This window comes from Stenotrophomonas sp. TWI819 (assembly GCF_039673075.1).
Lineage (GTDB): Bacteria > Pseudomonadota > Gammaproteobacteria > Xanthomonadales > Xanthomonadaceae > Stenotrophomonas > Stenotrophomonas rhizophila_B.
In genome coordinates this window covers 118,835-140,804 of sequence record NZ_JBDJKY010000003.1, presented here as the reverse complement: position 1 = coordinate 140,804, position 21,970 = coordinate 118,835, and the positions used below count along the sequence as shown (strand labels likewise).

24 protein-coding genes are annotated in these 21,970 nt (G+C 66.8%); 14 read left to right on the top strand and 10 right to left on the bottom strand.

Features of this window, described 5'->3' with window-relative positions:
* Positions 1–61: 61 nt before the first annotated feature.
* Positions 62–646 carry a response regulator transcription factor gene (locus ABE463_RS05420; RefSeq protein WP_123728954.1) on the bottom strand — a complete coding sequence of 195 codons (585 nt, stop codon included), beginning with the start codon at positions 644–646 and terminating at the stop codon, positions 62–64.
* Entirely contained in the window at positions 643–1,869 is a 1,227-nt protein-coding gene (locus tag ABE463_RS05415) for an ATP-binding protein (RefSeq protein WP_346467488.1), read from the bottom strand. The genes ABE463_RS05420 and ABE463_RS05415 overlap by 4 nt, the downstream gene beginning before the upstream one ends.
* Positions 1,870–2,021: 152 nt before the next feature.
* Between ABE463_RS05415 and ispG the strand changes: the two genes are divergently transcribed.
* The 3 genes from ispG (at position 2,022) to ABE463_RS05400 (ending at position 4,845) form a co-directional block, all read left to right on the top strand.
* A complete protein-coding gene (gene ispG / locus ABE463_RS05410; RefSeq protein WP_346467487.1) occupies positions 2,022–3,287 on the top strand; it encodes a flavodoxin-dependent (E)-4-hydroxy-3-methylbut-2-enyl-diphosphate synthase in 1,266 nt (421 codons plus the stop codon).
* Positions 3,268–3,975 carry a phosphatase PAP2 family protein gene (locus ABE463_RS05405; protein WP_259260336.1) on the top strand — a complete coding sequence of 236 codons (708 nt, stop codon included), beginning with the start codon at positions 3,268–3,270 and terminating at the stop codon, positions 3,973–3,975. The genes ispG and ABE463_RS05405 overlap by 20 nt, the downstream gene beginning before the upstream one ends.
* 222 nt (positions 3,976–4,197) lie before the next feature.
* Positions 4,198–4,845, top strand: coding sequence for a response regulator (locus tag ABE463_RS05400; RefSeq protein WP_019183265.1), 648 nt, complete (start codon positions 4,198–4,200; stop codon positions 4,843–4,845).
* 54 nt (positions 4,846–4,899) lie between these two features.
* On the opposite strand, the gene ABE463_RS05395 is transcribed toward ABE463_RS05400, so the two are convergent.
* The 5 genes from ABE463_RS05395 to zwf all read right to left on the bottom strand — a co-directional run bounded on the left by ABE463_RS05395 (position 4,900) and on the right by zwf (position 10,886).
* Positions 4,900–5,559, bottom strand: a complete 660-nt coding sequence (locus ABE463_RS05395; RefSeq protein ID WP_346467486.1) for a bifunctional 4-hydroxy-2-oxoglutarate aldolase/2-dehydro-3-deoxy-phosphogluconate aldolase — start codon at positions 5,557–5,559, stop codon at positions 4,900–4,902.
* Positions 5,560–5,761: 202 nt separating this feature from the next.
* A complete protein-coding gene (gene edd / locus ABE463_RS05390) occupies positions 5,762–7,678 on the bottom strand; it encodes a phosphogluconate dehydratase (protein ID WP_259260337.1) in 1,917 nt (638 codons plus the stop codon).
* Between the two features lie 45 nt (positions 7,679–7,723).
* Positions 7,724–8,446 carry a 6-phosphogluconolactonase gene (gene pgl, locus ABE463_RS05385; RefSeq protein ID WP_123728961.1) on the bottom strand — a complete coding sequence of 241 codons (723 nt, stop codon included), beginning with the start codon at positions 8,444–8,446 and terminating at the stop codon, positions 7,724–7,726.
* The gene (gene glk / locus ABE463_RS05380) at positions 8,443–9,450 is read right to left on the bottom strand and encodes a glucokinase (RefSeq protein WP_346467485.1); all 1,008 of its coding nucleotides are present in this window, start codon (positions 9,448–9,450) and stop codon (positions 8,443–8,445) included. The genes pgl and glk overlap by 4 nt, the downstream gene beginning before the upstream one ends.
* Positions 9,447–10,886, bottom strand: a complete 1,440-nt coding sequence (gene zwf, locus ABE463_RS05375; RefSeq protein WP_123728963.1) for a glucose-6-phosphate dehydrogenase — start codon at positions 10,884–10,886, stop codon at positions 9,447–9,449. Before zwf ends, glk begins: the two co-directional genes overlap by 4 nt.
* Before the next feature lie 320 nt (positions 10,887–11,206).
* Here zwf and ugpC point away from each other — a divergent pair, with 320 nt between their 5' ends.
* Positions 11,207–12,298 carry a sn-glycerol-3-phosphate ABC transporter ATP-binding protein UgpC gene (gene ugpC / locus ABE463_RS05370; RefSeq protein WP_259260340.1) on the top strand — a complete coding sequence of 364 codons (1,092 nt, stop codon included), beginning with the start codon at positions 11,207–11,209 and terminating at the stop codon, positions 12,296–12,298.
* A gap of 85 nt (positions 12,299–12,383) precedes the next feature.
* On the opposite strand, the gene ABE463_RS05365 is transcribed toward ugpC, so the two are convergent.
* The gene (locus tag ABE463_RS05365) at positions 12,384–13,253 is read right to left on the bottom strand and encodes a folate-binding protein (protein WP_346467484.1); all 870 of its coding nucleotides are present in this window, start codon (positions 13,251–13,253) and stop codon (positions 12,384–12,386) included.
* Between the two features lie 39 nt (positions 13,254–13,292).
* Here ABE463_RS05365 and ABE463_RS05360 point away from each other — a divergent pair, with 39 nt between their 5' ends.
* The 10 genes from ABE463_RS05360 to ABE463_RS05315 all read left to right on the top strand — a co-directional run bounded on the left by ABE463_RS05360 (position 13,293) and on the right by ABE463_RS05315 (position 20,408).
* Positions 13,293–13,466, top strand: a complete 174-nt coding sequence (locus ABE463_RS05360) for a DUF1674 domain-containing protein (RefSeq protein WP_346467483.1) — start codon at positions 13,293–13,295, stop codon at positions 13,464–13,466.
* A gap of 56 nt (positions 13,467–13,522) precedes the next feature.
* The gene (gene sdhC / locus ABE463_RS05355; protein WP_046273608.1) at positions 13,523–13,915 is read left to right on the top strand and encodes a succinate dehydrogenase, cytochrome b556 subunit; all 393 of its coding nucleotides are present in this window, start codon (positions 13,523–13,525) and stop codon (positions 13,913–13,915) included.
* A complete protein-coding gene (gene sdhD, locus ABE463_RS05350) occupies positions 13,912–14,298 on the top strand; it encodes a succinate dehydrogenase, hydrophobic membrane anchor protein (RefSeq protein WP_123728966.1) in 387 nt (128 codons plus the stop codon). Before sdhC ends, sdhD begins: the two co-directional genes overlap by 4 nt.
* Positions 14,299–14,329: 31 nt before the next feature.
* Complete coding sequence (sdhA, locus tag ABE463_RS05345; protein WP_121041870.1) at positions 14,330–16,120, top strand: succinate dehydrogenase flavoprotein subunit; 1,791 nt, start codon at positions 14,330–14,332, stop codon at positions 16,118–16,120.
* Positions 16,121–16,283: 163 nt separating this feature from the next.
* Positions 16,284–17,069 carry a succinate dehydrogenase iron-sulfur subunit gene (locus ABE463_RS05340; protein ID WP_088432210.1) on the top strand — a complete coding sequence of 262 codons (786 nt, stop codon included), beginning with the start codon at positions 16,284–16,286 and terminating at the stop codon, positions 17,067–17,069.
* A 149-nt stretch (positions 17,070–17,218) separates the two neighbouring features.
* Complete coding sequence (locus ABE463_RS05335; RefSeq protein ID WP_019183252.1) at positions 17,219–17,467, top strand: succinate dehydrogenase assembly factor 2; 249 nt, start codon at positions 17,219–17,221, stop codon at positions 17,465–17,467.
* On the top strand, positions 17,418–17,867 hold the full coding sequence (locus ABE463_RS05330; RefSeq protein WP_346467482.1) for a hypothetical protein: 450 nt from the start codon (positions 17,418–17,420) through the stop codon (positions 17,865–17,867). The genes ABE463_RS05335 and ABE463_RS05330 overlap by 50 nt, the downstream gene beginning before the upstream one ends.
* 23 nt (positions 17,868–17,890) lie before the next feature.
* Positions 17,891–19,132 carry a lipoprotein-releasing ABC transporter permease subunit gene (locus ABE463_RS05325; RefSeq protein ID WP_088432207.1) on the top strand — a complete coding sequence of 414 codons (1,242 nt, stop codon included), beginning with the start codon at positions 17,891–17,893 and terminating at the stop codon, positions 19,130–19,132.
* Entirely contained in the window at positions 19,125–19,838 is a 714-nt protein-coding gene (lolD, locus tag ABE463_RS05320; protein ID WP_121041874.1) for a lipoprotein-releasing ABC transporter ATP-binding protein LolD, read from the top strand. The genes ABE463_RS05325 and lolD overlap by 8 nt, the downstream gene beginning before the upstream one ends.
* A 105-nt stretch (positions 19,839–19,943) precedes the next feature.
* Entirely contained in the window at positions 19,944–20,408 is a 465-nt protein-coding gene (locus ABE463_RS05315; RefSeq protein ID WP_346467481.1) for a DUF6491 family protein, read from the top strand.
* Between the two features lie 137 nt (positions 20,409–20,545).
* On the opposite strand, the gene ABE463_RS05310 is transcribed toward ABE463_RS05315, so the two are convergent.
* Both ABE463_RS05310 and mutY read right to left on the bottom strand, forming a co-directional pair.
* Complete coding sequence (locus ABE463_RS05310) at positions 20,546–20,815, bottom strand: oxidative damage protection protein (protein WP_019183247.1); 270 nt, start codon at positions 20,813–20,815, stop codon at positions 20,546–20,548.
* Between the two features lie 4 nt (positions 20,816–20,819).
* Positions 20,820–21,959: an A/G-specific adenine glycosylase gene (mutY, locus tag ABE463_RS05305; RefSeq protein WP_346467480.1), complete on the bottom strand. Its 1,140-nt coding sequence runs from the start codon at positions 21,957–21,959 to the stop codon at positions 20,820–20,822.
* Positions 21,960–21,970 lie beyond the last annotated feature (11 nt).

Genomic DNA, 21,970 nt, shown 5'->3' with positions numbered 1-21,970 from the left:
ACCAAAACGGCGACCTTCGGGTCGCCGTTTCTGTCTCATGCCGTGTGGTGCGAATGATGCTTCACCGGCTTGGATCACGCTCCGGGCTGGGCCGCTTGGCCAGCTTGCGCTGCAGCGAGCGGCGGTGCATGCCGAGCAGTCGCGCCGCGGCGGACACGTTGCCGCCGGTCTCATGCATCGCCTGCTGGATGTGTTCCCACTGCAGCCTGCTGATCGGAGTCATCGCATCCGGTGGCTCCATGTCACCATCATCGGCCGGGCCATCGTCTTCCTCGCCGAGCGCGCGCAGGATCATCGGGACCGTGGCCGGCTTGGGCAGGTAGTCATCGGCGCCAAGCTTGATCGCTTCCACCGCGGTGGCGATGCTGGCATAGCCGGTCACCAGCAGGATCCGCATGTCTTCGCGCAGGGCGCGCAGCGGCTGGATCAGCGCAAGGCCGGATTCGGTACCGAGCTTGAGGTCGATCAGCGCGTAGGCCGGCGGCTGCTGCCGGGCCAGCAGCAGGGCTGATGCGGTGTCGCTGGCGGTGACGGTTTCCAACCCTTTGCGGGCCAGGCTGCGCTGCAGCGTGCGCAGGTACAGTTCGTCGTCGTCGACCAGCAGGCCATGGCTGGCCTGGCCGGGCGTGGGGGTGAAAGCGGTCATGCGGAAGTCTCCCGTGGGGACAAGGGCAGGCGGAAGCCGACGCGCGTGCCGGCGCCATTGGCCGGGCGCATCCACAGCTCGCCGTCCAAGCGTTCGATGGTGGCGTGGGACAGGGCCAGGCCCACGCCCATGCCGTCGGTCTTGCCACTGTTGAACAAGGTGCCGGGCAGTACCGCCTGGCGGGCATCGAAGCCGTGGCCGTAATCGCGCACTTCGCCGATCAGGTCATCGCCTTCGATACGCAGCGACAGATCCACCTGTGGGCGGTCGGCTTTCTCGCCGGCGTCGGCGGCATTGTTGAGCAGCACCATCAGCAGGTGCCCGATACCCGGGTCCAGCGGCAGGGTGAGCGGGGCGTCCTCATTGCGCTTCAGCGCGATCGTCGGACGCACCAGCCGCCATTGTTCCAGCACCTGCGGCAACGTCACCGCATCGCGGCCGGGGGCGTCGCCGGCGGCCGGGCGGGCGAGGGCGAGCACGCGCTCCCGGCACTGCACCAGCAGCTCGCGCAGGGTTTCCACGTCATCGCGGACCTCGCTGCTTTCAGTCTGGTCGGCGATATCGTCGGCGAGCAGGGTCATGGTCGCCAGCGGGGTATTGAGTTCATGCGCCACCGAGGCGGCGTGGGTGGCCAGCGCGACGATGCCCTCGTTGCGCACGAAGCGCTCGCGCAGCATGGCCAGCTCGTGTTCGCGCTGGCGCAGGGCGATCGCCAGCCGCGTTGCGAACACCAGCACCACCGTGGCCGACAGCAGGAAGTTGCAGACCACGCCCCACTGCTGCATCTGCGCGCCGGTGAAATAGCCGCTCGGCAGCGGCAGGCCGAACACGCCGCTTGCCGCATAGCCGATCAGGCAGGCGGCCGCCACGGCGAGGGTCCAGCGCAGGGGCAGGGCGAGCGCGGCCAGCGCGATCAGGATCAGGAACAGCGAGCCGAAAGGATTGGCGACGCCGCCGCTCCAGCCGACCATCCAGGTCAACACGATGACATCCACCAGGATGTGGCCGAAGGCGGTGACCGGTGCGGTGTCCGGGCCCTGCACGCGCAGCTGCGCGTACAGGTTGAACAGGGTCAGCGCGGCGACGCCGGCCCAGAGCGGCAGCTGCGGCAACTCCAGGCCCAGCACCCAGGTAGCGACCAGGATGGTGGCGGCCTGGCCAGCCACGGCCAGCCAGCGCAGGCTGCACAGGGTGCGGAGAAAGGGGGCGTCGGTACCGGTCATGTCCGCACATCGTATGCGCTCCGGACCGGACCTGCCTGCGACAATCGGCCGCATCGGCCGCATCGGGGGCGCGCGGCGCGCTGCGGTACGGAACATGAGTGCCAAGCAACGGCGGGCACCTACCCGCGCGCTGGGCGCGCTAAAATAGGCGGATGCATGACGCCGTGACCCGACCGACCCAACCCGCCGACTCCGCCGTGTGGGCCCGCCGCCAGACCCAGCCCGTCCGTATCGGCGGCGTGGTCGTGGGTGGGGGCCATCCCGTGGTGGTGCAGTCCATGACCAACACCGACACCGCCGATGTCGCCTCCAGCGTGAAGCAGGTGGCCGAACTGTGGCGTGCAGGCTCGGAGATGGTGCGGTTGACCGTCAACAATCCCGAGTCGGCCGCGGCCATCCCGCGGATCGTGGAGAAGCTGCAGATGATGGGGATCGATGTCCCCCTGATCGGCGACTTCCACTACAACGGTCATCAGCTGCTGACCCAGGAACCGGCCTGCGCCGAAGCCCTGGCCAAGTACCGGATCAATCCGGGCAACGTCGGCTTCGGCAAAAAGAAAGACACCCAGTTCGCGCAGCTGATCGAGTTTGCGATCCGCTACAACAAGCCGGTCCGCATCGGCGCCAACTGGGGCTCGCTGGATCAGTCCCTGGCCGCGCGCCTGATGGACGAGAACAGCCAACGCGCACAGCCCTGGGATGCCGGTCGGGTACTGCGCGAAGCGCTGATCCGCTCGGCGCTGGATTCGGCGGAGACCGCCGTGGAACTGGGCCTGCCGCGCGACCGCATCGTGCTCTCGGCCAAGGTCAGCGGCGTGCAGGAACTCATTGCGGTGTACCGCGACCTGGCCCAGCGCTCGGATTTCGCGCTGCATCTGGGCCTGACCGAAGCCGGTATCGGCAGCAAGGGCATCGTTGCCTCCTCGGCGGCGCTGGCCGTGCTGCTGCAGGAAGGCATCGGCGACACCATCCGTATCTCGCTGACGCCCGAACCGGGCCAGTCGCGCACGGCCGAAGTGATCGTTGCCCAGGAGCTGCTGCAGACCACCGGGCAGCGGGCCTTCACCCCACTGGTCACGGCCTGCCCCGGCTGCGGCCGGACCACCTCGGAGTTCTTCCAGGAGTTGGCCAAGGTCGTGCAGAACCACGTGCGCGAGAAGATGCCGGTCTGGAAGGTGAGCCACCCGGGTGCGGAGAACATGACCCTGGCGGTCATGGGCTGCATCGTGAACGGCCCGGGTGAATCGCGCCACGCCAACATCGGCATCTCGCTGCCGGGCACGGGTGAAACGCCGGCCGCGCCGGTGTTCGTGGATGGCGAAAAGACGGTCACCCTGCGTGGCGAGAACATCGCCCAGGACTTCGTCACGCTGATCGATGAGTACGTCGAACGCACCTATGTCCGACGCGTTGGATAAGCCGGCGGTGCTGGCCGCAGCGGAGCCGGCCGCCGGCGTCCGCCACTGGATGGGCCGCAACGCCTGGCGCTTCGTGCTGCTGTTCGTCGGCGTGCTGCTGCCATTGGCGGGCTTCGTGGCCCTGGCCGATGAAGTGCACGAGCTGGAAGCGATCTACTTCGACGACCTGCTGTTGTGGAAGCTGCACGCCCTGCATTCGCCGGGCCTGGACCGGTTCTTCGTGCTGCTGTCCAAGCTGGGCTACGAGTGGTTCCTGATTCCGGCCGACGTGCTGATCGTGGGCCTGCTTGCGTGGCGCAAACGCTGGCGCGAGGCCAGTTTCGTCGCGATCTGCTTTGCCGGCTCGGCCCTGTTGAATCTGGGCAGCAAGCGCTTCTTCCAGCGCGACCGGCCCAGCCTGTGGGAGTCCATCGCCCCGGAGAGCACCTTCAGCTTCCCCAGCGGCCACGCCATGGGCTCGATGACCTTGGCCGTCACGCTGGTGCTGCTGGCCTGGAACACCCGCTGGCGCTGGCCGGTGGCCCTTGCCGCACTTACCTTTGCGGTCCTGGTGAGCATCTCGCGCATGTACCTGGGGGTGCATTACCCCTCCGACATCCTGGCCGGCTGGTGTGCCGCCCTGGTGTGGGTGGTCGGGTGCTTCCTGGTCATGTTCCGCCGCCGGCATCCGTGGCGGCACCGCCACTGAGGGCATTCCGGCGCTAAACTGGCCGAAAACGGCATGAAGGCCGGCCGCATCGATAGGCTGTCCCTTTGGAACAGGCTAGGATGAGAGGCGTAGGGGGAGGGGCAGGACAGCACGTCTGTGATGCGCGGACCAGAATGCGATGATGGGGAACCCGGTTCCTTGTGATCGCCACATCCCGCCGCTAGGCTTGCCCCCGTTCACAGTGTTTGACGAGGTTGGCGGATGACGATTCGAGTGTATCTGGTGGACGATCATGCTCTGGTGCGTACGGGCATGAAGATGATCCTCTCCAACGAGACCGACATCGAGGTGGTCGGTGAGGCGGAGAGCGGTGAAGATGCGCTGCCGGATATCCGCCGCCTGCGGCCCGACGTCGTGCTGTGCGATCTGCACCTGCCGGGCGTGAGTGGCATGGAAGTCACCGAGCGCGTGGTCCGTGGCGATCACGGCACCCGCGTGGTGATCGTCTCCGTCCTTGAAGATGGCCCGATGCCCAAGCGCCTGCTCGAAGCCGGCGCGTCCGGTTACATCGGCAAGGCCTGCGATGCACAGGAACTGCTGCGCGCGGTGCGTGATGCCGCACTCGGCCGCCGTTACCTGGGCAACAGCATCGCGCAGAATCTGGCGTTGTCGAACGTGGAAGGTAACCATTCGCCGTTCGATACTCTGTCCCCGCGCGAACTGGAAGTGGCGCTGCTGCTCACCCAGGGCCTGCGCCAGGAAGACATCGCCAAGCGCCTGAGCCTGAGCGCGAAGACCGTCAATACGCACAAGGCCCGCCTGTTCGAGAAGATGGGCATCAACGACAACATCGCGCTCGCGCGCATGGCCAGCCAGTACGGCCTGGTGGATCCGGCACGCCCGATGTAACCCGCGCGCTGGCGGCAGATAAAAAAACGCCCGGGCATGCCCGGGCGTTTTCGTTCAGTGCGCGCGGACCCGCGCCACGATCTTCGCGGCCTGGGCCGCACTCTCGCGCACCTTGTCCCACTCGCCGCGCTCGATCCAACCGCCCGGCACCATCCACGAACCGCCGATGCAGACCACGTTCTTCTGCTCCAGGTACTCGGCCGCCGTATCTTCGGTGATGCCGCCGGTCGGGCACAGCTTCAGATCCGGAATCGGACCGGCCAGCCCCTTGATCATCGCCAGCCCGCCCACGGCCGAGGCCGGGAACAACTTGCAGACCCGGAAGCCGCGCGCATACAGCGCCAGCATTTCCGTCGGCGAGGCCGCACCCGGCACCACCGGCAGCGGTGCCTGCGCCAACGCATCGGCCATGTGCGCCGGCGTACCCGGCGTGACCAGGAAATCCGCACCCGCATCGATCGACTGCTGCATCTGCTCCACGGTCAACACCGTGCCCGCACCCACCACCACATCCGGCAGCTCGCGCTTGAGCATGGCCAGTGCCTCCATCGCCACCGGCGTACGCAGCGTCAGCTCGATCGCCGGCAGCCCGCCCTCCAACAACGCCGCACTGGCCGCACGGGCCTGATCCAGCGTATGCACCGTCACCACCGGCAGAATGCCGGCAGCCTTCAACAGGGTTTCAGCGCGTTTCTGATGTTCGGCGATGCTCATGCGTTTTCAATCCTTATTCCAAAAAGTACGACGCCAACAACGCGCCGAAAAGTGTCCGGAGGCAGCGGGATGGCCCCAACCAGGACCGTCAAGCGGCATGGATGCCGCTTAACGAGCCCCCATGGATGGGTTCACGGCGCGTCCTGGTTGGGGCCATCCCGCTGCCTCAACCAGAACACCCGGCCGCCGCTTTTGCGTCAGCTCACGCGTCCTTACCCTCATGCGGCGCTTCCGCCGCCGCCGCATCGTGCCCAAGCTCATATTCCGCATCGTAATTCCAGATGCTGCCGTCATCGGCCGCCGGCCCACACGAAATCGACATCGCCCCCTGATCGGCCGGGCCTACCAGACGGCGGCTCATCGCGAACAGATTGCGGCCCAGATCATGCGCCGCCGGTGCGGTGTTCGGCGCAGGCTCGCGTGCTGCGAACTCGGCTGCGTCCACCAGCAGTTCCAGCGTGCCGGCCTCACCATCCAGACGGATGATGTCGCCCTCGCGCACCCGTGCCAGCGGACCGCCACGCGAGGCTTCCGGCGTCATATGGATTGCCGCCGGGAACTTGCCCGAGGCACCGGACAGACGACCATCGGTGACCAGCGCCACCCGGCGCCCCTGGTTCTGCAGCAGGCCCAGCAGCGGCGCCAGCGAATGCAGCTCCGGCATGCCATTGGAGCGCGGGCCCTGGTAACGGACCACCGCCACGAAATCGTGCGGCAGCACACCGGCGGCGTGCAGCTTGTTCAGCACCTGTGGCGCATCGACGACCACCGCCGGTGCTTCGATCGTGCGGAACTCCGGCTTCACCGCTGACAGCTTGATCAGCGAGCGGCCGAGGTTGCCACGCAGCAGGCGCAGGCCGCCCTGCGACTCGAACGGATTGGCCACGCCGCGCACCACATCCGGATCGGCACTCTCGCGCACGCCATCGATGTAGGTCAGCTTGCCGTCGCGAAGCGCCGGCTCCTGGCCGTACTGGTGCATGCCGCCTTCGGCCACGGTCTGCAGGTCGGCATGCATCAGGCCGGCCTCCATCAGCTCGCGGAACACGAACGCGGTGCCGCCGGCCGCAGCGAAGCGGTTCACGTCGGCTTCGCCGTTCGGATAGACGCGGGCCAGCAACGGGATCAGCTGCGAGAGCTGGTCCATGTCGTCCCAGGTCAGCACGATGCCGGCCGCACGCGCCACTGCGATCCAGTGGATGGTGTGGTTGGTCGAACCGCCGGTGGCCATCAGGGTGACCACGGCGTTGACGATCGCGCGTTCGTCGATCAGACGGCCGAGCGGACGGAAGTCGTCGCCCAGGGCACTGATCTCCAGCGCACGCACGGCCGCGTGGCGGGTCAGTGCGTCGCGCAGCGGTGTATCCGGATTGACGAACGAGGCGCCCGGCATCTGCACGCCCATCGCCTCGAGCAGGGTCTGATTGGAATTGGCGGTGCCGTAGAAGGTGCAGGTGCCGGCGCCGTGGTACGAAGCGGCTTCGGCTTCCAGCAGTTCCTCGCGGGTCGCCTGGCCGGCCGCATAGCGCTCGCGCACTTCGGCCTTCTGCTTGTTCGGGATGCCCGGGGTCATCGGGCCGGCCGGCAGGAAGATCGCCGGCAGATGGCCGAAGGCCAGCGCGCCGATCAGCAGGCCGGGCACGATCTTGTCGCAGACGCCCAGGTAAACGCTGGCGTCGAACATGTCATGGCTCAGGCCGATCGCGGTCGACTGGGCGATCACATCGCGCGAGAACAGCGACAGTTCCATGCCGCCGCGGCCCTGGGTGACACCGTCGCACATCGCCGGCACGCCACCGGCGACCTGGGCGGTCGCACCGAGTTCGCGCGCGGTCTCGCGCAGGATCTCCGGGTAGTGCTCGAACGGCTGGTGTGCCGAGAGCATGTCGTTGTACGCGGTGATGATGCCCAGGTTGGGCGTCACGCCGCCGCGCAGGCGCGACTTGTCGGTCGGGCCGCACGCGGCGAACCCGTGGGCGAGGTTGCCGCAGCTCAGGCGCGAACGGAACGGACCGTCGCGCAGTGCCGCGTCGACACCGGCCAGGTAGGCGGCGCGGGAGGCGACGCTGCGCTGGACGATGCGCTCGGTGATGGCATGGAGTTTGGGATGCAGGCTCATTGGCTACCGGCTATGAGAAGGCGAACGGAACAACACCGGGGCAACTCAGTCACACCAGTGGACGCGCAGTTTCGCGCCGTCGAGATCGATCGCATTGAGGATGGGATACAGCTGCGGATTGTTGCTTTCCAGCGCGTGCTTGAGCACTTCCAGCTTCTGCTTGCCACGCAGCAGCAACAGGCGCTGGCGGCTCTGCTTCAAGCCATGCGGGGTGAGGGTGATGCGCAGCGGCCACTGATTGGCACCGGGGCAGCCGGTGGCATCCAGCGCTGCGTAGGGCAGGGTGCTTTCCAGGGCGCGGGTCAGATCCTTCGAACCCGGGAACAGCGAGGCGGTGTGGCCGTCGTTGCCCATGCCGATCACGCTCAGGCACGGCCGCTGGCTGTGCTGGGCCTGCAGGTTGGCGCTGTAGACGCATTCGGGCAGCGGCTTGCCGACCCGCACCAGCGGATCGAAATGCGCGCCTTCGGCACGGGTGAGGAAGCTCTCCCGCACCAGCCAGGCATTGCTGTCGCGATCCTGCGGTGACAGCCAGCGCTCATCGACCAGGCTCACTTCCACCCGGTCCCATTGAACGTCCAGCTCGGCCAGTGCCTGGTAGATCGGCGCCGGCGTGGTGCCGCCGGAGAGCAACATGCGCGCCCGGCCGAACTCGGCGATGTCGCGGTTGAGCTCGGCGGCCATTTCAGCGGCCACGGCCTCGATCCAACCATCGGCATCGCCGTGACGGATCAGGGTGAAACGGTCGGACGTATCCAGAGTATTCATGCGGTGCCTCCCGGCAGATCGCGTTCCACATCCGCCGCATACGCGGCCGCGCCGAGCAGGCCCGGGCTGGGGTGCATCACCGCCAGTGACGGCACCTTGGACATGATCGAAGAGAAGCGGCCCTTGTGTTCAAAGCGCTGGCGGAAGCCGGAATGCTGCAGCGAATCGAGCATCTTCGGCACCAGGCCGCCGGTCAGGAACACGCCGTCCCAGGCGCCCTGCATCAGCACCAGGTCACCGGCGATCGCGCCGAACACCGCGCAGAACACATCCACGGTCCGCATCGCCTGCGGGTCGCCATGCAGCGCACGCGCAGTGACGTCCACTGGCAGCAGCTGGCCCGGATCGATGTCGGCCATCTCGCACACGGCGCGATGGATGTTGACCAGGCCCGGGCCGCAGATCAGGCGCTCGTTGGAGACACGGCCGAACTGCTCGGAGAGGATCTCCAGGATGCGGATCTCTTCCGGCGTCCCGGGCGGGAAGCTGACGTGGCCACCCTCGGTTTCCAGCGGATAGCAGCGGCCGTGGCGCAGGATCAACCCGCCCACGCCCAGCCCGGTACCCGGACCGATCACCGCATAGTTGCGCGGCTGGCCGGGCTTGCCCGGCACCCATGCTGCGCCGCCGACCTGGATCACGTCCTGCGGCTGCAGCAGCGAGATGGCCATCGCCTGCGCGGCGAAGTCGTTGATCAGGTGCAGTTCGTCGAAGCCGAGCATGTGCGCGGTGCGCATGCGCGAGATCACCCACGGGTGATTGGTGATGCGCGCCTCGTCGCCGTCCACGCGGCCGGCCACGGCGAACACGCCGCGTTTGGCCTGCGCGCCGATCTCTTCCAGGTAATGGCGCGCCGCTTCACCCAGCGAGGGGAACTCGGCGACGCGGAACTCGCGGATGCTGTCCTGCTGCAGCGGGGCATCGAGTGAGGTATCGGCAAGCGCGAAGCGTGCGTTGGTACCCCCGATGTCCGCCACGAGGACCGGTTGGGACACCACCGTCATGCCTGGCCACCACGGCCAGCCTCGGCATCCACATCGGCCGGCAGGAAGCCAGCCGCTTCCTGCGGACCCCATTCGCCAGCCGGGTAGGGCTGCAGCGGCAGGCTGGCCGCTTTCCAGGCATCGCTGACGCTGTCGATCCAGGCCCAGGCAGCGCGCACTTCGTCATCACGCACGAACAGCGCATGGTTGCCGTTGAAGGCATCCAGGAACAGGCGTTCATAGGCGATGCGGCGATGCAGGCCGGTGGGTACGGACAGTTCCAGTTCCAGCGGGTGCAGTTCCAGCGCGCCCCATTCCGGGCCCGCCAGCGAGCTCATCAGGCCCAGCTCGATGTTCTCCTGCGGCTGCAGCTGGAAGGTGATGCGGTTCGGCGTGGCGTTGCCGCGGGCCGGGCGCTCGAACAGCCAATGCGTGACCGGCTTGAGGTTGACCACCACGCGCGTGGTGCGCTCGGCCAGGCGCTTGCCGGTGACGAGGTGGAATGGCACACCGCTCCAGCGCCAGTTGTCGATATGCGCGGTGACGCCGGCGAAGGTTTCCACGTCGCTGCCTTCCGGCGGCTGGTAGGCCTGCGCGGGCTGGCCGTTGATGGTGCCGGCGGTATAGCGGCCGCGCACGCTGTCACGTGCGGCGTGCTTGGCGTCCAGCGGGCGCAGGGCGCGCAGCACTTTGACCTTTTCATCGCGGATGCGGTCGGCTTCCAGCGACGCTGGCGGTTCCATCGCGACCAGGCACAGCAGCTGCAGGATGTGGCTCTGGACCATGTCGCGCAGTGCGCCGGAGCGGGCGTAGTACGCGTCACGGCCATCCACACCCTCGCTCTCGGCGACCAGGATGTGCACCGATTCGATGTAGTTGCGGTTCCAGACCGCCTCGAGCAGCGTGTTGCCGAAGCGCAGCGCGATCAGGTTCTGCACCGCGGCCTTGCCCAGGTAGTGATCCAGGCGGAACACGCGGTCTTCGTCGATCCACTGGCCGATGGTGGAGATGATCTCCTCGGCGCTGGCGCTGTCGCTGCCGATCGGCTTTTCCAGCATCAGCCGGTGCGGTGCGGCCAGTGCGCCGCCCTTGGCCAGGCCTTCGCAGGTGGAGATGTACAGGCCCGGCGGAATCGCCAGGTAGCTCACGCAGTGGCGGTCGACCAGGTCATGCACCGATTCGGCCACGGACTCGGGATTGCGCAGGTCCACCGAGCGGTAGTCGATGCGCTGCAGCAGCGAGTGGATGTCGTCCTGGCTGGCCATCGGCATGGCCTGCTGCAGGCGCGGCCGCAGGATCTCGCGGAAGGCCTCGGTGTCGTGCGGCGACAATGCCAGCGCACGGACCTTGAAGTCTTCGGGGAGCAGGCCGTCGCCGAGCAATCGCAGCAGCGAGGGGAACAGATAGCGCTGGGCCAGGTCACCTGTGGCGCCAAACAGGAAAAGGGTGTCGTGCATCGCTCGAGTTTCAGATCCGGGTGACATCGTTGTCAATCGCTTCTCGTCTATGTTCTCGGGGGTCGGGCGGGGTAGCTTGTCTGCCCGACATGATGGCCTGCCGACCCGGTGTCGGGAGAGATTTCGCATCCTCCCCGGCAATCAGGTCACGGCCGACCATCGGATAGTGCCACGTGAAAACGTTTACATGGCAGAATGCGCAGACTGTATTCGATTGCAGTGGTCGCCGTCATGCGGCACCACGCCATCGACCTGCCATCGGGAGGGCCGAAGGCAGTTCCGCATAACAGCCCGGAGACCGGGCGGACTGGAATGGTGATATGGCAAAAGTGCAGCTGCAGGGCGTTCGCAAGGTCTATGACAACGGTCAGGTGGCCGTGCAGGGCGCAACCTTCGAAGTGGCCGATGGTGAGTTGATGGTGCTGGTGGGGCCGTCGGGGTGTGGCAAGTCCACACTGCTGCGCATGGTGGCCGGGCTGGAAGAGATCAGTGGCGGCACGCTGACGATCGGCGACCGCGTGGTCAACGACGTGGCGCCCAAGGATCGCGACATCGCGATGGTGTTCCAGAGCTACGCGCTGTACCCGCACATGACCGTGGCCGAGAACCTGGCGTTCGGTCTGAAGCTGCGCGGCCACGACAAGGCGACGATCAGCAAGCGGGTCAGCGAGGCGGCCGAAACGCTGGGCCTGACCGACATGCTCGACAAGCTGCCCAAGGCGATGTCCGGTGGCCAGCGTCAGCGCGTTGCGCTGGGGCGCGCCCTGGTGCGTGAGCCGGCGGTGTTCCTGCTCGATGAGCCGCTGTCCAACCTGGATGCCAAGCTGCGCCACAGCGTGCGCACGGAAATCGCGCAGCTGCACCGCAAGCTGGGCACCACCATGATCTACGTGACGCACGACCAGGTCGAAGCCATGACCCTGGGCCAGCGCATCGTGGTGCTCAAGGATGGCGTCATCCAGCAGATCGATACCCCGATGGCGCTGTACGACCGTCCGGCCAACCTGTTCGTGGCCGGCTTCCTCGGCAGCCCGGCGATGAACGTGCTGCGTGGCACTCTGCAGCGCACCGGGAACGGGTTTGCGGTGCAGGACACGGCGCTGACCGCGCCGCTGGGCCAGGCGCGTATCGCGCAGGACTGGGTCGGCAAGGCGATTGCCGTGGGCGTGCGCCCGGAGCATCTGCAGCCTGCCGCTGCCGGTGATGCGACCGCGTTCGAGGCGATGATCGACGGCATCGAGCCGGTCGGCAACGAGATCTTCGTCAACATGACCAGTGGCGGCCAGCCGTTGGTGATGCGCGTGGCGCCGCAGGCGTTGCCGTCCGTCGGTGAGCCGATCCGGGTGGCGATCCAGCCGCAGGGTCTGCACTTCTTCGACGCAGACACCGGCGAGCGCTTGAACGACGCGTAAGGCGCGGACGGGTGACGGGGTTCGCCGACCAACGGTCGGCGCCTACCCGGGCGGCAGGTCGCACCGCTGGTCGTGACCGCGATGCTTACCGCGCCAGACCGTCCAGCAACGGCAGGTGGGCGGCTTCCACCCCGCCGACCGACAACGGCTCCGGCGCGATCTCCAGCGGCAGCACGGCCAGGGCGAGGTCACCGGCCACCGAGGCCACCGTGCCGATCGCCGCCGCGTTCTGGTGCACCTGCGTGCCGCTGGTCGTGCCCTCCACGACCCGCAGCAGCTGCAGGGCGCGCTTGGCCTTGCCGAGGAAATGGGTGCGGGCCACGATTTCCTGGCCCGGGTAGCAGCCCTTCTTGACGCTGTACCCGTTCAGGCGGTCCAGCCCGAGCTGCTGCGGCGTCCACTGCTCGCGCTGATCGGCATCCAGGCGCGGCAGGCCGTAGCGCAGGTCGGACTGGCGCCAGGCGAGCGCGATATCCGCGCTGTCGGCCGCAGCGGCCACGGCATCGGCCGCACCGATCCGCAGGCTGCGCGGAAGCGCATCGCTGCCCAGGTCCAGTTCGAGGTTTTCGCCGGCAAGTTGCGCAATCGCGGCCCCGCAGGCCGATTCCGGCGCGGTGAAGCTTGCTACCACCGCCAGATCGTTTCGCAGCTCGATCCGGACCTTCCGGCGGAACACGAAACGCTGCAACTGCGACGCAATCGCATCGGCGTCGCCATCGGCGAGCACCAGCACGATGCGCTCCTCCTCCAGCCGCAACAGCTGGAACACAGCAATGGTGCGGCCCTTGGCCGTCAGCCAGGCGCTCCACTGCCAATGCCGCAGGGGCAGGGCGGTGACGTCGCTGGAAAACTGGGCATGGGCGAAGGCGGCCGCATCGGCACCGCTGAGACTGAGCAGCTGGTGACCGGGGAGGCGCGAAAAGCCGGCGAAATCGGAGGGCAGGTTGTCAGGCACGTGAACGGGGTCTAAAATTTGTGCGTTGCGAGAACACCCATGATAGGCCAAACAACCCCCACTCCAGATTCTGAAGCTGAAGGCACGCTGGTACCGGAGGAGCAACCGCTCCCCGAGACGCCGGTAGTGCCTTTGGAAATCGGCGGCCGCGGCGGACTTGATCCGGTGCGGTACGGAGATTGGGAAAAAAACGGACGCTGCATCGATTTTTGATCAGCATTGAGCCAACGCGGCATTGCGCCGCCCAGCCGAGATAACGAGCCCAGCGAATGGCCGCCAGAGAACGTCCCCTTTCCCCGCACCTTCAGGTGTATCGCTGGCAGATTCAGATGGCCACCTCGATCCTGCATCGAGCGACCGGCATCTTTCTGTCTGTTGGAGCCCTGATCATTGCCGGCGGCCTGCTCGCCCTGATGATGGGTCCTGAATCCTGGAACTGCTTCACCGGCCACGCCGGTAGCTGGTACGGCAAGCTCTTCCTGTTCGCCTGGACCTGGTCCTTCGCCTACCACCTGTGCAATGGCATCCGCCATATAGTGCAGGACTTCGCGATCGGCTTCTCCATTCCCGCCTTCGTGCGCAGCAGCTGGGTCTCGGTCTTCGCCAGCCTGGTGATCACCGCCCTGATCTGGGCCTATGTCTTCATGGGAGCGGCCGCATGAACAAGTACCGTACCCCGCTGAAGAACGTGCGTGGCCTGGGCGCCGCCAAGACCGGCACCGAACACTTCGTGATGCAGCGCCTGACCGCCACCGCGCTGGTCGGCCTGACCATCTGGTTCCTGGTGTTCGTGCTGAGCCTGATCGGCGCCGATTACGTGACCGCCACCGACGCGGTGTCCAAGCCGTGGAATGCGGTGCTGCTGGTCGGCTTCCTGGTCGCGATGTTCTGGCATGCCCAGCTCGGCCTGCAGGTCGTGCTGGAAGACTACATCCACAATTCGCTGCTGGCCCTGGCGCTGCAGACGACGGTGAAGTTCATCGCCGTGCTCGGCGCGATCGTCAGTGTGTTTGCGGTCGCCCGCATTACGCTCGGCGTTGCCTGAGTCCAGGCACCAAGACAGGAATCCAGATTAGATGTCCGCTTACAAGATTACGGAACACAAGTACGACATGGTCGTGGTCGGCGCAGGCGGTGCTGGCCTGCGCGCTACGTTCGGTCTTGCCGCCAAGGGCCTGCAGACGGTCTGCCTGACCAAGGTCTTCCCGACCCGTTCGCACACCGTGGCCGCGCAGGGCGGTATTTCCGCCGCGCTGGGCAACATGGGCGAAGACGACTGGCGCTACCACTTCTTCGACACCATCAAGGGCTCGGATTGGCTGGGTGACCAGGACGCCATCGAGTACATGTGCCGCGAAGCGATTCCGGCCATCATCGAACTGGAACACTACGGTGTGCCGTTCAGCCGTACCGAAGAAGGCAAGATCTACCAGCGCCCGTTCGGCGGCATGACCACCAAGTACGGCGAAGGCCCGTCCGCGCAGCGCACCTGCGCCGCCGCCGACCGTACCGGCCACGCCATGCTGCACACGCTGTACCAGCAGTCGCTGGCGCACAACGCGCGCTTCATGATCGAGTACTTCGCCCTCGACCTGATCTTCGATGACGAAGGCGTCTGCCGCGGCGTGCTCGCGCTGGACATGGCCGACGGCTCGCTGCACCTGTTCCGCGCCCATGGCGTGGTGCTGGCCACCGGCGGCTACGGCCGCGCCTACTTCAGCGCCACCTCGGCCCACACCTGCACCGGCGACGGCGGCGGTCTGGTCATGCGTGCCGGCCTGCCGATGCAGGACATGGAGTTCGTGCAGTTCCACCCGACCGGTATCTACGGCGCGGGCTGCCTGATCACCGAAGGCGTGCGTGGCGAAGGCGGCATCCTGCGCAACAGCAACGGCGAGCGCTTCATGGAGCGCTATGCACCGCACTACAAGGATCTGGCCTCGCGCGACGTGGTGTCGCGTTCGATGACCATCGAGATCCGCGAAGGCCGCGGCGTCGGCGAGCACAAGGATCACATCCTGCTCGACCTGACCCACCTCGGCCCGGGCGTCATCGACGACAAGCTGCCGGGCATCGCGGAAAGCGCCCGCATCTTCGCCGGCGTGGACGTGCACAAGCAGCCGATCCCGGTCATCCCGACCGTGCACTACAACATGGGCGGCATCCCGACCAACTACCACGGCGAAGTCGTGCGCAAGGTCGGCGACAACCCCGATGCGGTCGTGCCGGGCCTGTACGCCATCGGCGAAGCGGCCTGCGTGTCCGTGCACGGCGCCAACCGCCTGGGCTCGAACTCGCTGCTGGATCTGGTCGTGTTCGGCCGTGCGGTGGCCAACCGCTGCGCCGACACCATCAAGTCCGGCGCACCGCACAAGACCCTGCCGTCCGATGCCTGCGACAAGGCCCTGGGCCTGCTCGACAAGCTGCGTTATGCCAACGGCGACACCCCGACCTCGGTCATCCGCGATCGCATGCAGCGCACCATGCAGAACGACGCGGCGGTGTTCCGTACCAGCAAGACGCTGGAAGAGGGCTGCACCAAGATGGCCGAGATCTTCGACTCCTTCCAGGACGTCAAGGTGTCCGACCGTTCGCTGGTATGGAACTCGGACCTGATCGAAACCTACGAGTTGAACAACCTGCTGCTCAACGCGGTGGCGACGATCAACTCGGCCGAACAGCGCAAGGAAAGCCGCGGCGCGCATGCGCATGAGGACTTCCCGGACCGCGACGACGTCAACTGGCAGAAGCACACGCTGGTCAACGTCGACGAGAACGGCAAGTGCGAGTTCGACTACCGTCCGGTCCACATGTACACGCTGAGCAAGGACGTGGACGTCGTCCCGCCCAAGCCGCGCGTTTACTAAGAGACCTGCGGCATGACCTCCGTCCACGCAGCGCTCGCCACCGCCACCTCCCGCACGGGTGGGGTGGTGCGTGCGCCGCGGGCCGGTGGTGTCGACTTCCTCATCTTCCGTGCTACCCGCGCCTGCGTTGCAGCGCGAGCCGCCTGAGCCAACGAGAACAGCCATGGCCGAGTTTTCCCTCCCCAAGAATTCCAAGATCGGAAAGGGCAAGCACTTCCCCGCCCAGACCGGTGCGAAGAACACCCGCACCTTCAAGATCTACCGCTGGAGTCCCGACGACGACAGCAATCCGCGCACCGATACGTATGAGATCGATCTGGACGCCTGCGGCCCGATGGTCCTGGACGCGCTGATCAAGATCAAGAACGAGATCGATCCGACCCTGACCTTCCGTCGTTCGTGCCGCGAGGGCATCTGCGGTTCGTGCGCGATGAACATCGACGGCACCAACACGCTGGCCTGCACCCGCGCGATTGCCGATTGCGGCAAGGCCGAAGTGCCGATCTACCCGCTGCCGCACATGAGCGTGGTCAAGGATCTGGTGCCGGACCTGACCCACTTCTACGCGCAGTACGCCTCGATCAAGCCGTGGATCCGTACCCAGACCCCGCCGCCGCCGGATCGCGAGCGCCTGCAGTCGCCGGAAGACCGCAAGAAGCTCGATGGCCTGTACGAGTGCATCCTGTGCGCCTGCTGCTCGACCAGCTGCCCGAGCTACTGGTGGAACGGCGAGCGTTACCTGGGCCCGGCCATCCTGCTGCAGGCCTACCGCTGGATCATCGACTCGCGCGATGAAGACACCGGTGCGCGCCTGGACGAGCTGGAAGACCCGTTCAAGCTGTACCGCTGCCACACCATCATGAACTGCTCGCGGACCTGCCCGAAGGGCTTGAACCCGGCGCTGGCGATTGCCGAGATCAAGAAGCTGATGATGGCGCGTCGCGCCTGATCCAGAGGTGTCCTGCAGCGCCACGCCATGCGTGGTCCTGCAACAAAGGGTTGAAACTGTGGGGCCGCGCCATGCGGGGTCCTGCAGAAAATGATCGAAACGGTAGAGCCACGCCATGCGTGGCTTTGCCTTATCTGGAAACGCAGAAAATGGACGAAGCAACCGAACTGAAAAAGCTGCGCTGGCGTTGCCGCCGCGGCATGCGCGAGCTGGACCAGCTGTTCGGCCGTTACCTGGACCGTTGCTGGCTGCAGGCACCGACAGACGAGCGCGAGGTTTTCCTGTTCCTGCTCGAGAGCGAGGACGATAAGTTGTGGCGCTGGTTCATGGGTTACGAGGAGTGCCCGCATGCCGCGCCCGCCGCCCTCATCGCCCGGATCCGCGCCCTTCCAGCGTGAGTGGTCTCCCTCGCGCTGGCAGTGCCGCGCGCTGATCGCCATGGGCGCGGTGATGCCCTGGGCATTGTGGGCGACCGATCTGCCCGCGCCGTGGGGCGTGGCGCTGGGCATGGTGGCGATGGCCGGCACCTGGTGGGAGGCGTGGCGATATGCGCGCCGCCCGGGCTGCGTCTTCGTGATCCCCGCGGACGAGGACCCGGCGCAGGTGGATGGCGAGCCGGTGGAGGCGCTGCAGATGCGGCGCCGCGGCCCGCTGGTGCAGCTGGGGTGGCGCCGGGAGGGCCGCCGCCATTGGCGCCTGTTCTGGCCCGATACCCTTCCGCCGGCGCAGGCACGTGAACTGCGACTAGCCGTCCGGGCACACTGCATTTCCCGTTCACCCCCTGCAGTGGCACCATAGCCCGAATTGTCCGGCGTACCTGCATGTTCAAACCCATACCTGTCTCGATTGGCCTGCGTTACCTGCGCGCCAAACGCCGCAACGGCTTCATCTCCTTCATCTCCATGGCCTCGATCCTCGGCATTGCCCTGGGCGTGACCGTGCTGATCACCACGCTGGCGGTCATGAGCGGTTTCCAGAAGGAGATCCGTGATCGCCTGCTGCAGATGACCGCGCATACCACCATCACCACCGACGGCGCCCCGATGGCCGATTGGGCGCATGCGGTGGAGGTGGCCAAGAAGGATCCGCGGGTTGCCGGCGCGGCGCCGTACATCGAAATCCAGGCCATGCTCAGCGGCCCCCGCGTGCAGGGCGCCATCGTGCAGGGCATCGACCCGGCGCTGGAGCCGAACGTCTCGGTGATCAACCAGAAGGTCAAGAAAGGCAGCTTCGACAGCCTGACCGCGGGCAGCTACAACCTGCTGGTCGGCCAGGAACTGGCGATCTACCTAGGTGTCGGCGTCGGCGATACCGTGCTGGTCACGTTGGCCGAAGTGCAGGGCACGCCGATCGGCGCGATCCCGCGCATGAAACGCTTCACCGTGAGTGGCATCTTCGAAGCCGGTTACAACGAGGTCGACCGTGGCGTGGCCTACGCCAACATGGCCGATCTGGAAAAAGTACTGCGCATCGATGGCGTCACCGGCGTGCGCCTGAAACTGCATGACATGGACAAGGCGCTGGATGTCGGCGTCGATCTGGCCCACAACCTGACCGGTGCCTACCGGGTCAGCGACTGGACCCAGCAGAACGCGAACCTGTATCACTCGCTGCGCATGGAGAAGGTGGTGATGGGCATCCTGCTCTCGCTGATCATCGCCATGGGCGCGTTCAACCTGGTCTCCTCGCAGGTGATGCTGGTCACCGACAAGCAGGCCGACATCGCGATCCTGCGCACCCTGGGCCTGACCCCGGGCGGCGTCATGCAGGTGTTCATGGTGCAGGGCTCGTTGATCGGCATCTTCGGCACCGTGCTCGGCGTGATCGGTGGCATCACCCTGACCTTGAACCTGGAGCGCATCCTCGGCGCGATCGAGACGCTGTTCAACGTCAAGCTGCTGCCGGAGGACGTGTACTACATCACCGGCCTGCCGACCGACATGCAGACCCCGGACATCATCGTGATCACCGCCGTGGCGCTGGTCATGAGCTTCCTTGCCACCCTGTATCCCGCCTGGCGCGCGGCACGTACCCAGCCGGCGGAGGCCCTGCGTTATGAATGAAGCACTCACCCTGGGCCAGGAAGTCATCCGCGCCGAAGCCCTGGCCAAGACCTATGCCGAAGGCCGCATGCAGACCCCCGTGTTCAACGGGCTGGACCTGCGCGTAGCGGCCGGCGAGACCGTGGCCATCATCGGCGCCTCCGGCGCCGGCAAGAGCACCCTGCTGCACTTGCTCGGTGGGCTGGATACGCCGACGGCGGGCGAGGTCTACGTGGCCGGCCAGCGCATGTCCGGCCTGTCCGACAGCCAGCGCGGCCAGCTGCGCAACCGCGCGCTCGGCTTCGTGTACCAGTTCCATCACCTGCTGCCCGAATTCACCGCGCTGGAAAACGTGATGATGCCGGTGCTGCTCGGTGGCGAAGAAGTGGTCGACGCGCGCACCCGTGCGCAGGCGCTGCTGGAATCGGTCGGCCTGGGCCATCGCCTGGACCACAAGCCGGGCGAGCTGTCAGGCGGTGAGCGCCAGCGTGCGGCCGTAGCCCGCGCCTTGGTCAACCGCCCGGCCTGCGTGCTCGGTGATGAGCCGACCGGCAACCTGGACGACAAGACTGCCGCGACCGTGTTCGAGCTGATGCTTGAGCTCAACCGCGCGCACCACACCAGCCTGGTGCTGGTGACCCATGACCGCTCGCTGGCACGCAAGCTGGACCGCGTGCTGGAGCTGCGCGAAGGGCGGCTGCACAGCCTCGCGCACAGCGAGGTCTGAGCGGGCGTCGCTGCCCGCCTGATCGCTGAACACCCGGCGGGGTCCTCTCGCCGGGGCCACGCCGGGCGGCGCATGATCGCCGCACAGTCCCCAGCAGGAGGCGTCATGAAGCAGACCCTTGCCATCGCGGCCCTGTGCCTCGGCCTGGCCGCGTGTGCCAGTACCGGCCGGTTGTCCACCGCGCAGAAGCTCGATCTTTACCGCGCCCACGCCGGGCCGCCGCAGCAGGACATGCCGCTGTACGGCTCACTGTCCGGCTGGACCGAGCTGGGCGATAGCGCGCTGGCGGTGTGGACACGCCCGAGCGAAGGCTATCTGCTGGAGCTGGCTGGTCCGTGCCAGGGGCTGGAGTACGCTGCGGCGATTGGGCTGACCAGTCGGGTCAGTCGGGTCTCGGCGCGCTTCGACAAGGTCCTGGTGCGGGACGCTACGCCTGGTCCCATCAACATGCCGTGCTTCATCAGCAGCATCCGCAAGCTGGACACCAAGGCCCTGCGCAGCTCGGAACAGGCGCTGCGGCAGGCGCAGCTGCAGGAGCGTGAAGAAAGCCAGCAGGCGCCAACCCCGTAGTGCCGGCCGCTGGCCGGCCAAGGCATATCTACGATGGCACCGCGATCTGCCGATCGCCGCATCCTCGCTGTCGCTACGACCTCACGGTCGCCACATCCTCGCGGTAGATACCGACCGTTGGTCGGTATCACAGGCGATCAGGCCTCCGGTACGAACCCGGCCGGCTTCTCCGCGCCACCACTGAACAAGTACTTCACCAGCTCCTCTTCCAGGAACGCGCGGTGCTTGGGATCGCGCGGCGACAGCCGGTTTTCGTTGATCAACATGGTCTGGTGCGCCAGCCAAGCGGCCCACGCCGGCTTGCCGATGTGGTTGAAGATGCGCTGGCCCAGTTCGCCGGGGTAGGGCACGAAGTCCAGGCCTTCGGCGTCGCGTTGTTCGTACTGGCAGAAAACGGTGCGGGGCATAGCGTTACTCGATGTCTTGGGATGTTGCTGCGCGCCGCATTGTACGGCGCTTGGGCTGAGCGGGCGGTGCACCGGTCTCCAGCAACTTGCGGATCGGTGCGGGTAGGCCCAGCGTGGCCAATTCCTCGGGAGCGACCCAGCGCAGGCCCGCGTGCTCGTTGCGAAGGCCCTGTACCGCGGTCACCAACACCTGTAGATGCAGCCGGTAGTGGCTGAAGGTGTGCTCCAGCACCGGCAGCGGCTCGGCATCGTCCAGCGAGCCGTCGATGTGCGCGTCGAACCACTCCTGCAACGCGATCCCGCTGTCGGCCTGGGGCAGGGTCCACAGCTGCGCCCAGATGCCGGTGTCCGGCCGCTTCTGCAGCAGCACCCCGCCGTGCGCATCGCGCAGCAGCAGCGCGACCGCCTCGCGCTCGGGCAGGGTCTTGCCCGGTTTGGGCGTCGGCAGCTGATCGGTACGCCCCTCGCGACGGGCGACGCAGGTGGCCTGCAGCGGACAGATCACGCAGGCAGGCTTGCTGCGGCTGCAGACACTGGCGCCGAGGTCCATCTGCGCCTGGGTGTAATCGACCATGCGCGTGTCAGGCACATGCTCGGCGTGTGCTTCGGCTACCGCCCACAGCTGCTTTTCGATCACCGGCAGGCCGGGGAAGCCCTCGATGCCGTGGTAGCGCGTCAGCACGCGTTTGACGTTGCCATCCAGGATTGCGAACCGATCATTCCAGGCCTGGCTGAGGATCGCGCCCGCGGTGCTGCGGCCGATGCCCGGCAGCGCATGCAATGCATCGAAATCGCGCGGCAGCTCGCCGCCATGCAGGTCCACGCAGCGCTGCGCGGCGGCATGCAGGTTGCGTGCACGGGCGTAGTACCCCAATCCCGCCCACTGCGCCATGACCGCATCATTGCTGGCCGCGGCCAGGTCGGGCAGGGTCGGGAACGCCGCGAGGAACTTCAAGAAGTACGGGATGACCGTGCTGACCTGGGTCTGCTGCAGCATGATTTCCGACAGCCACACCCGGTACGGCGAGCGCGGGTGCTGCCACGGCAGGTCATGCCGGCCGTGGTCATCGAACCAGTGCAGCAGCCGCGCGACGAAGACATCGTCGGTCGGCAACGTGGCGCTGGCGGGAGGCTGGCGGGTCATGCAGGTTCCGG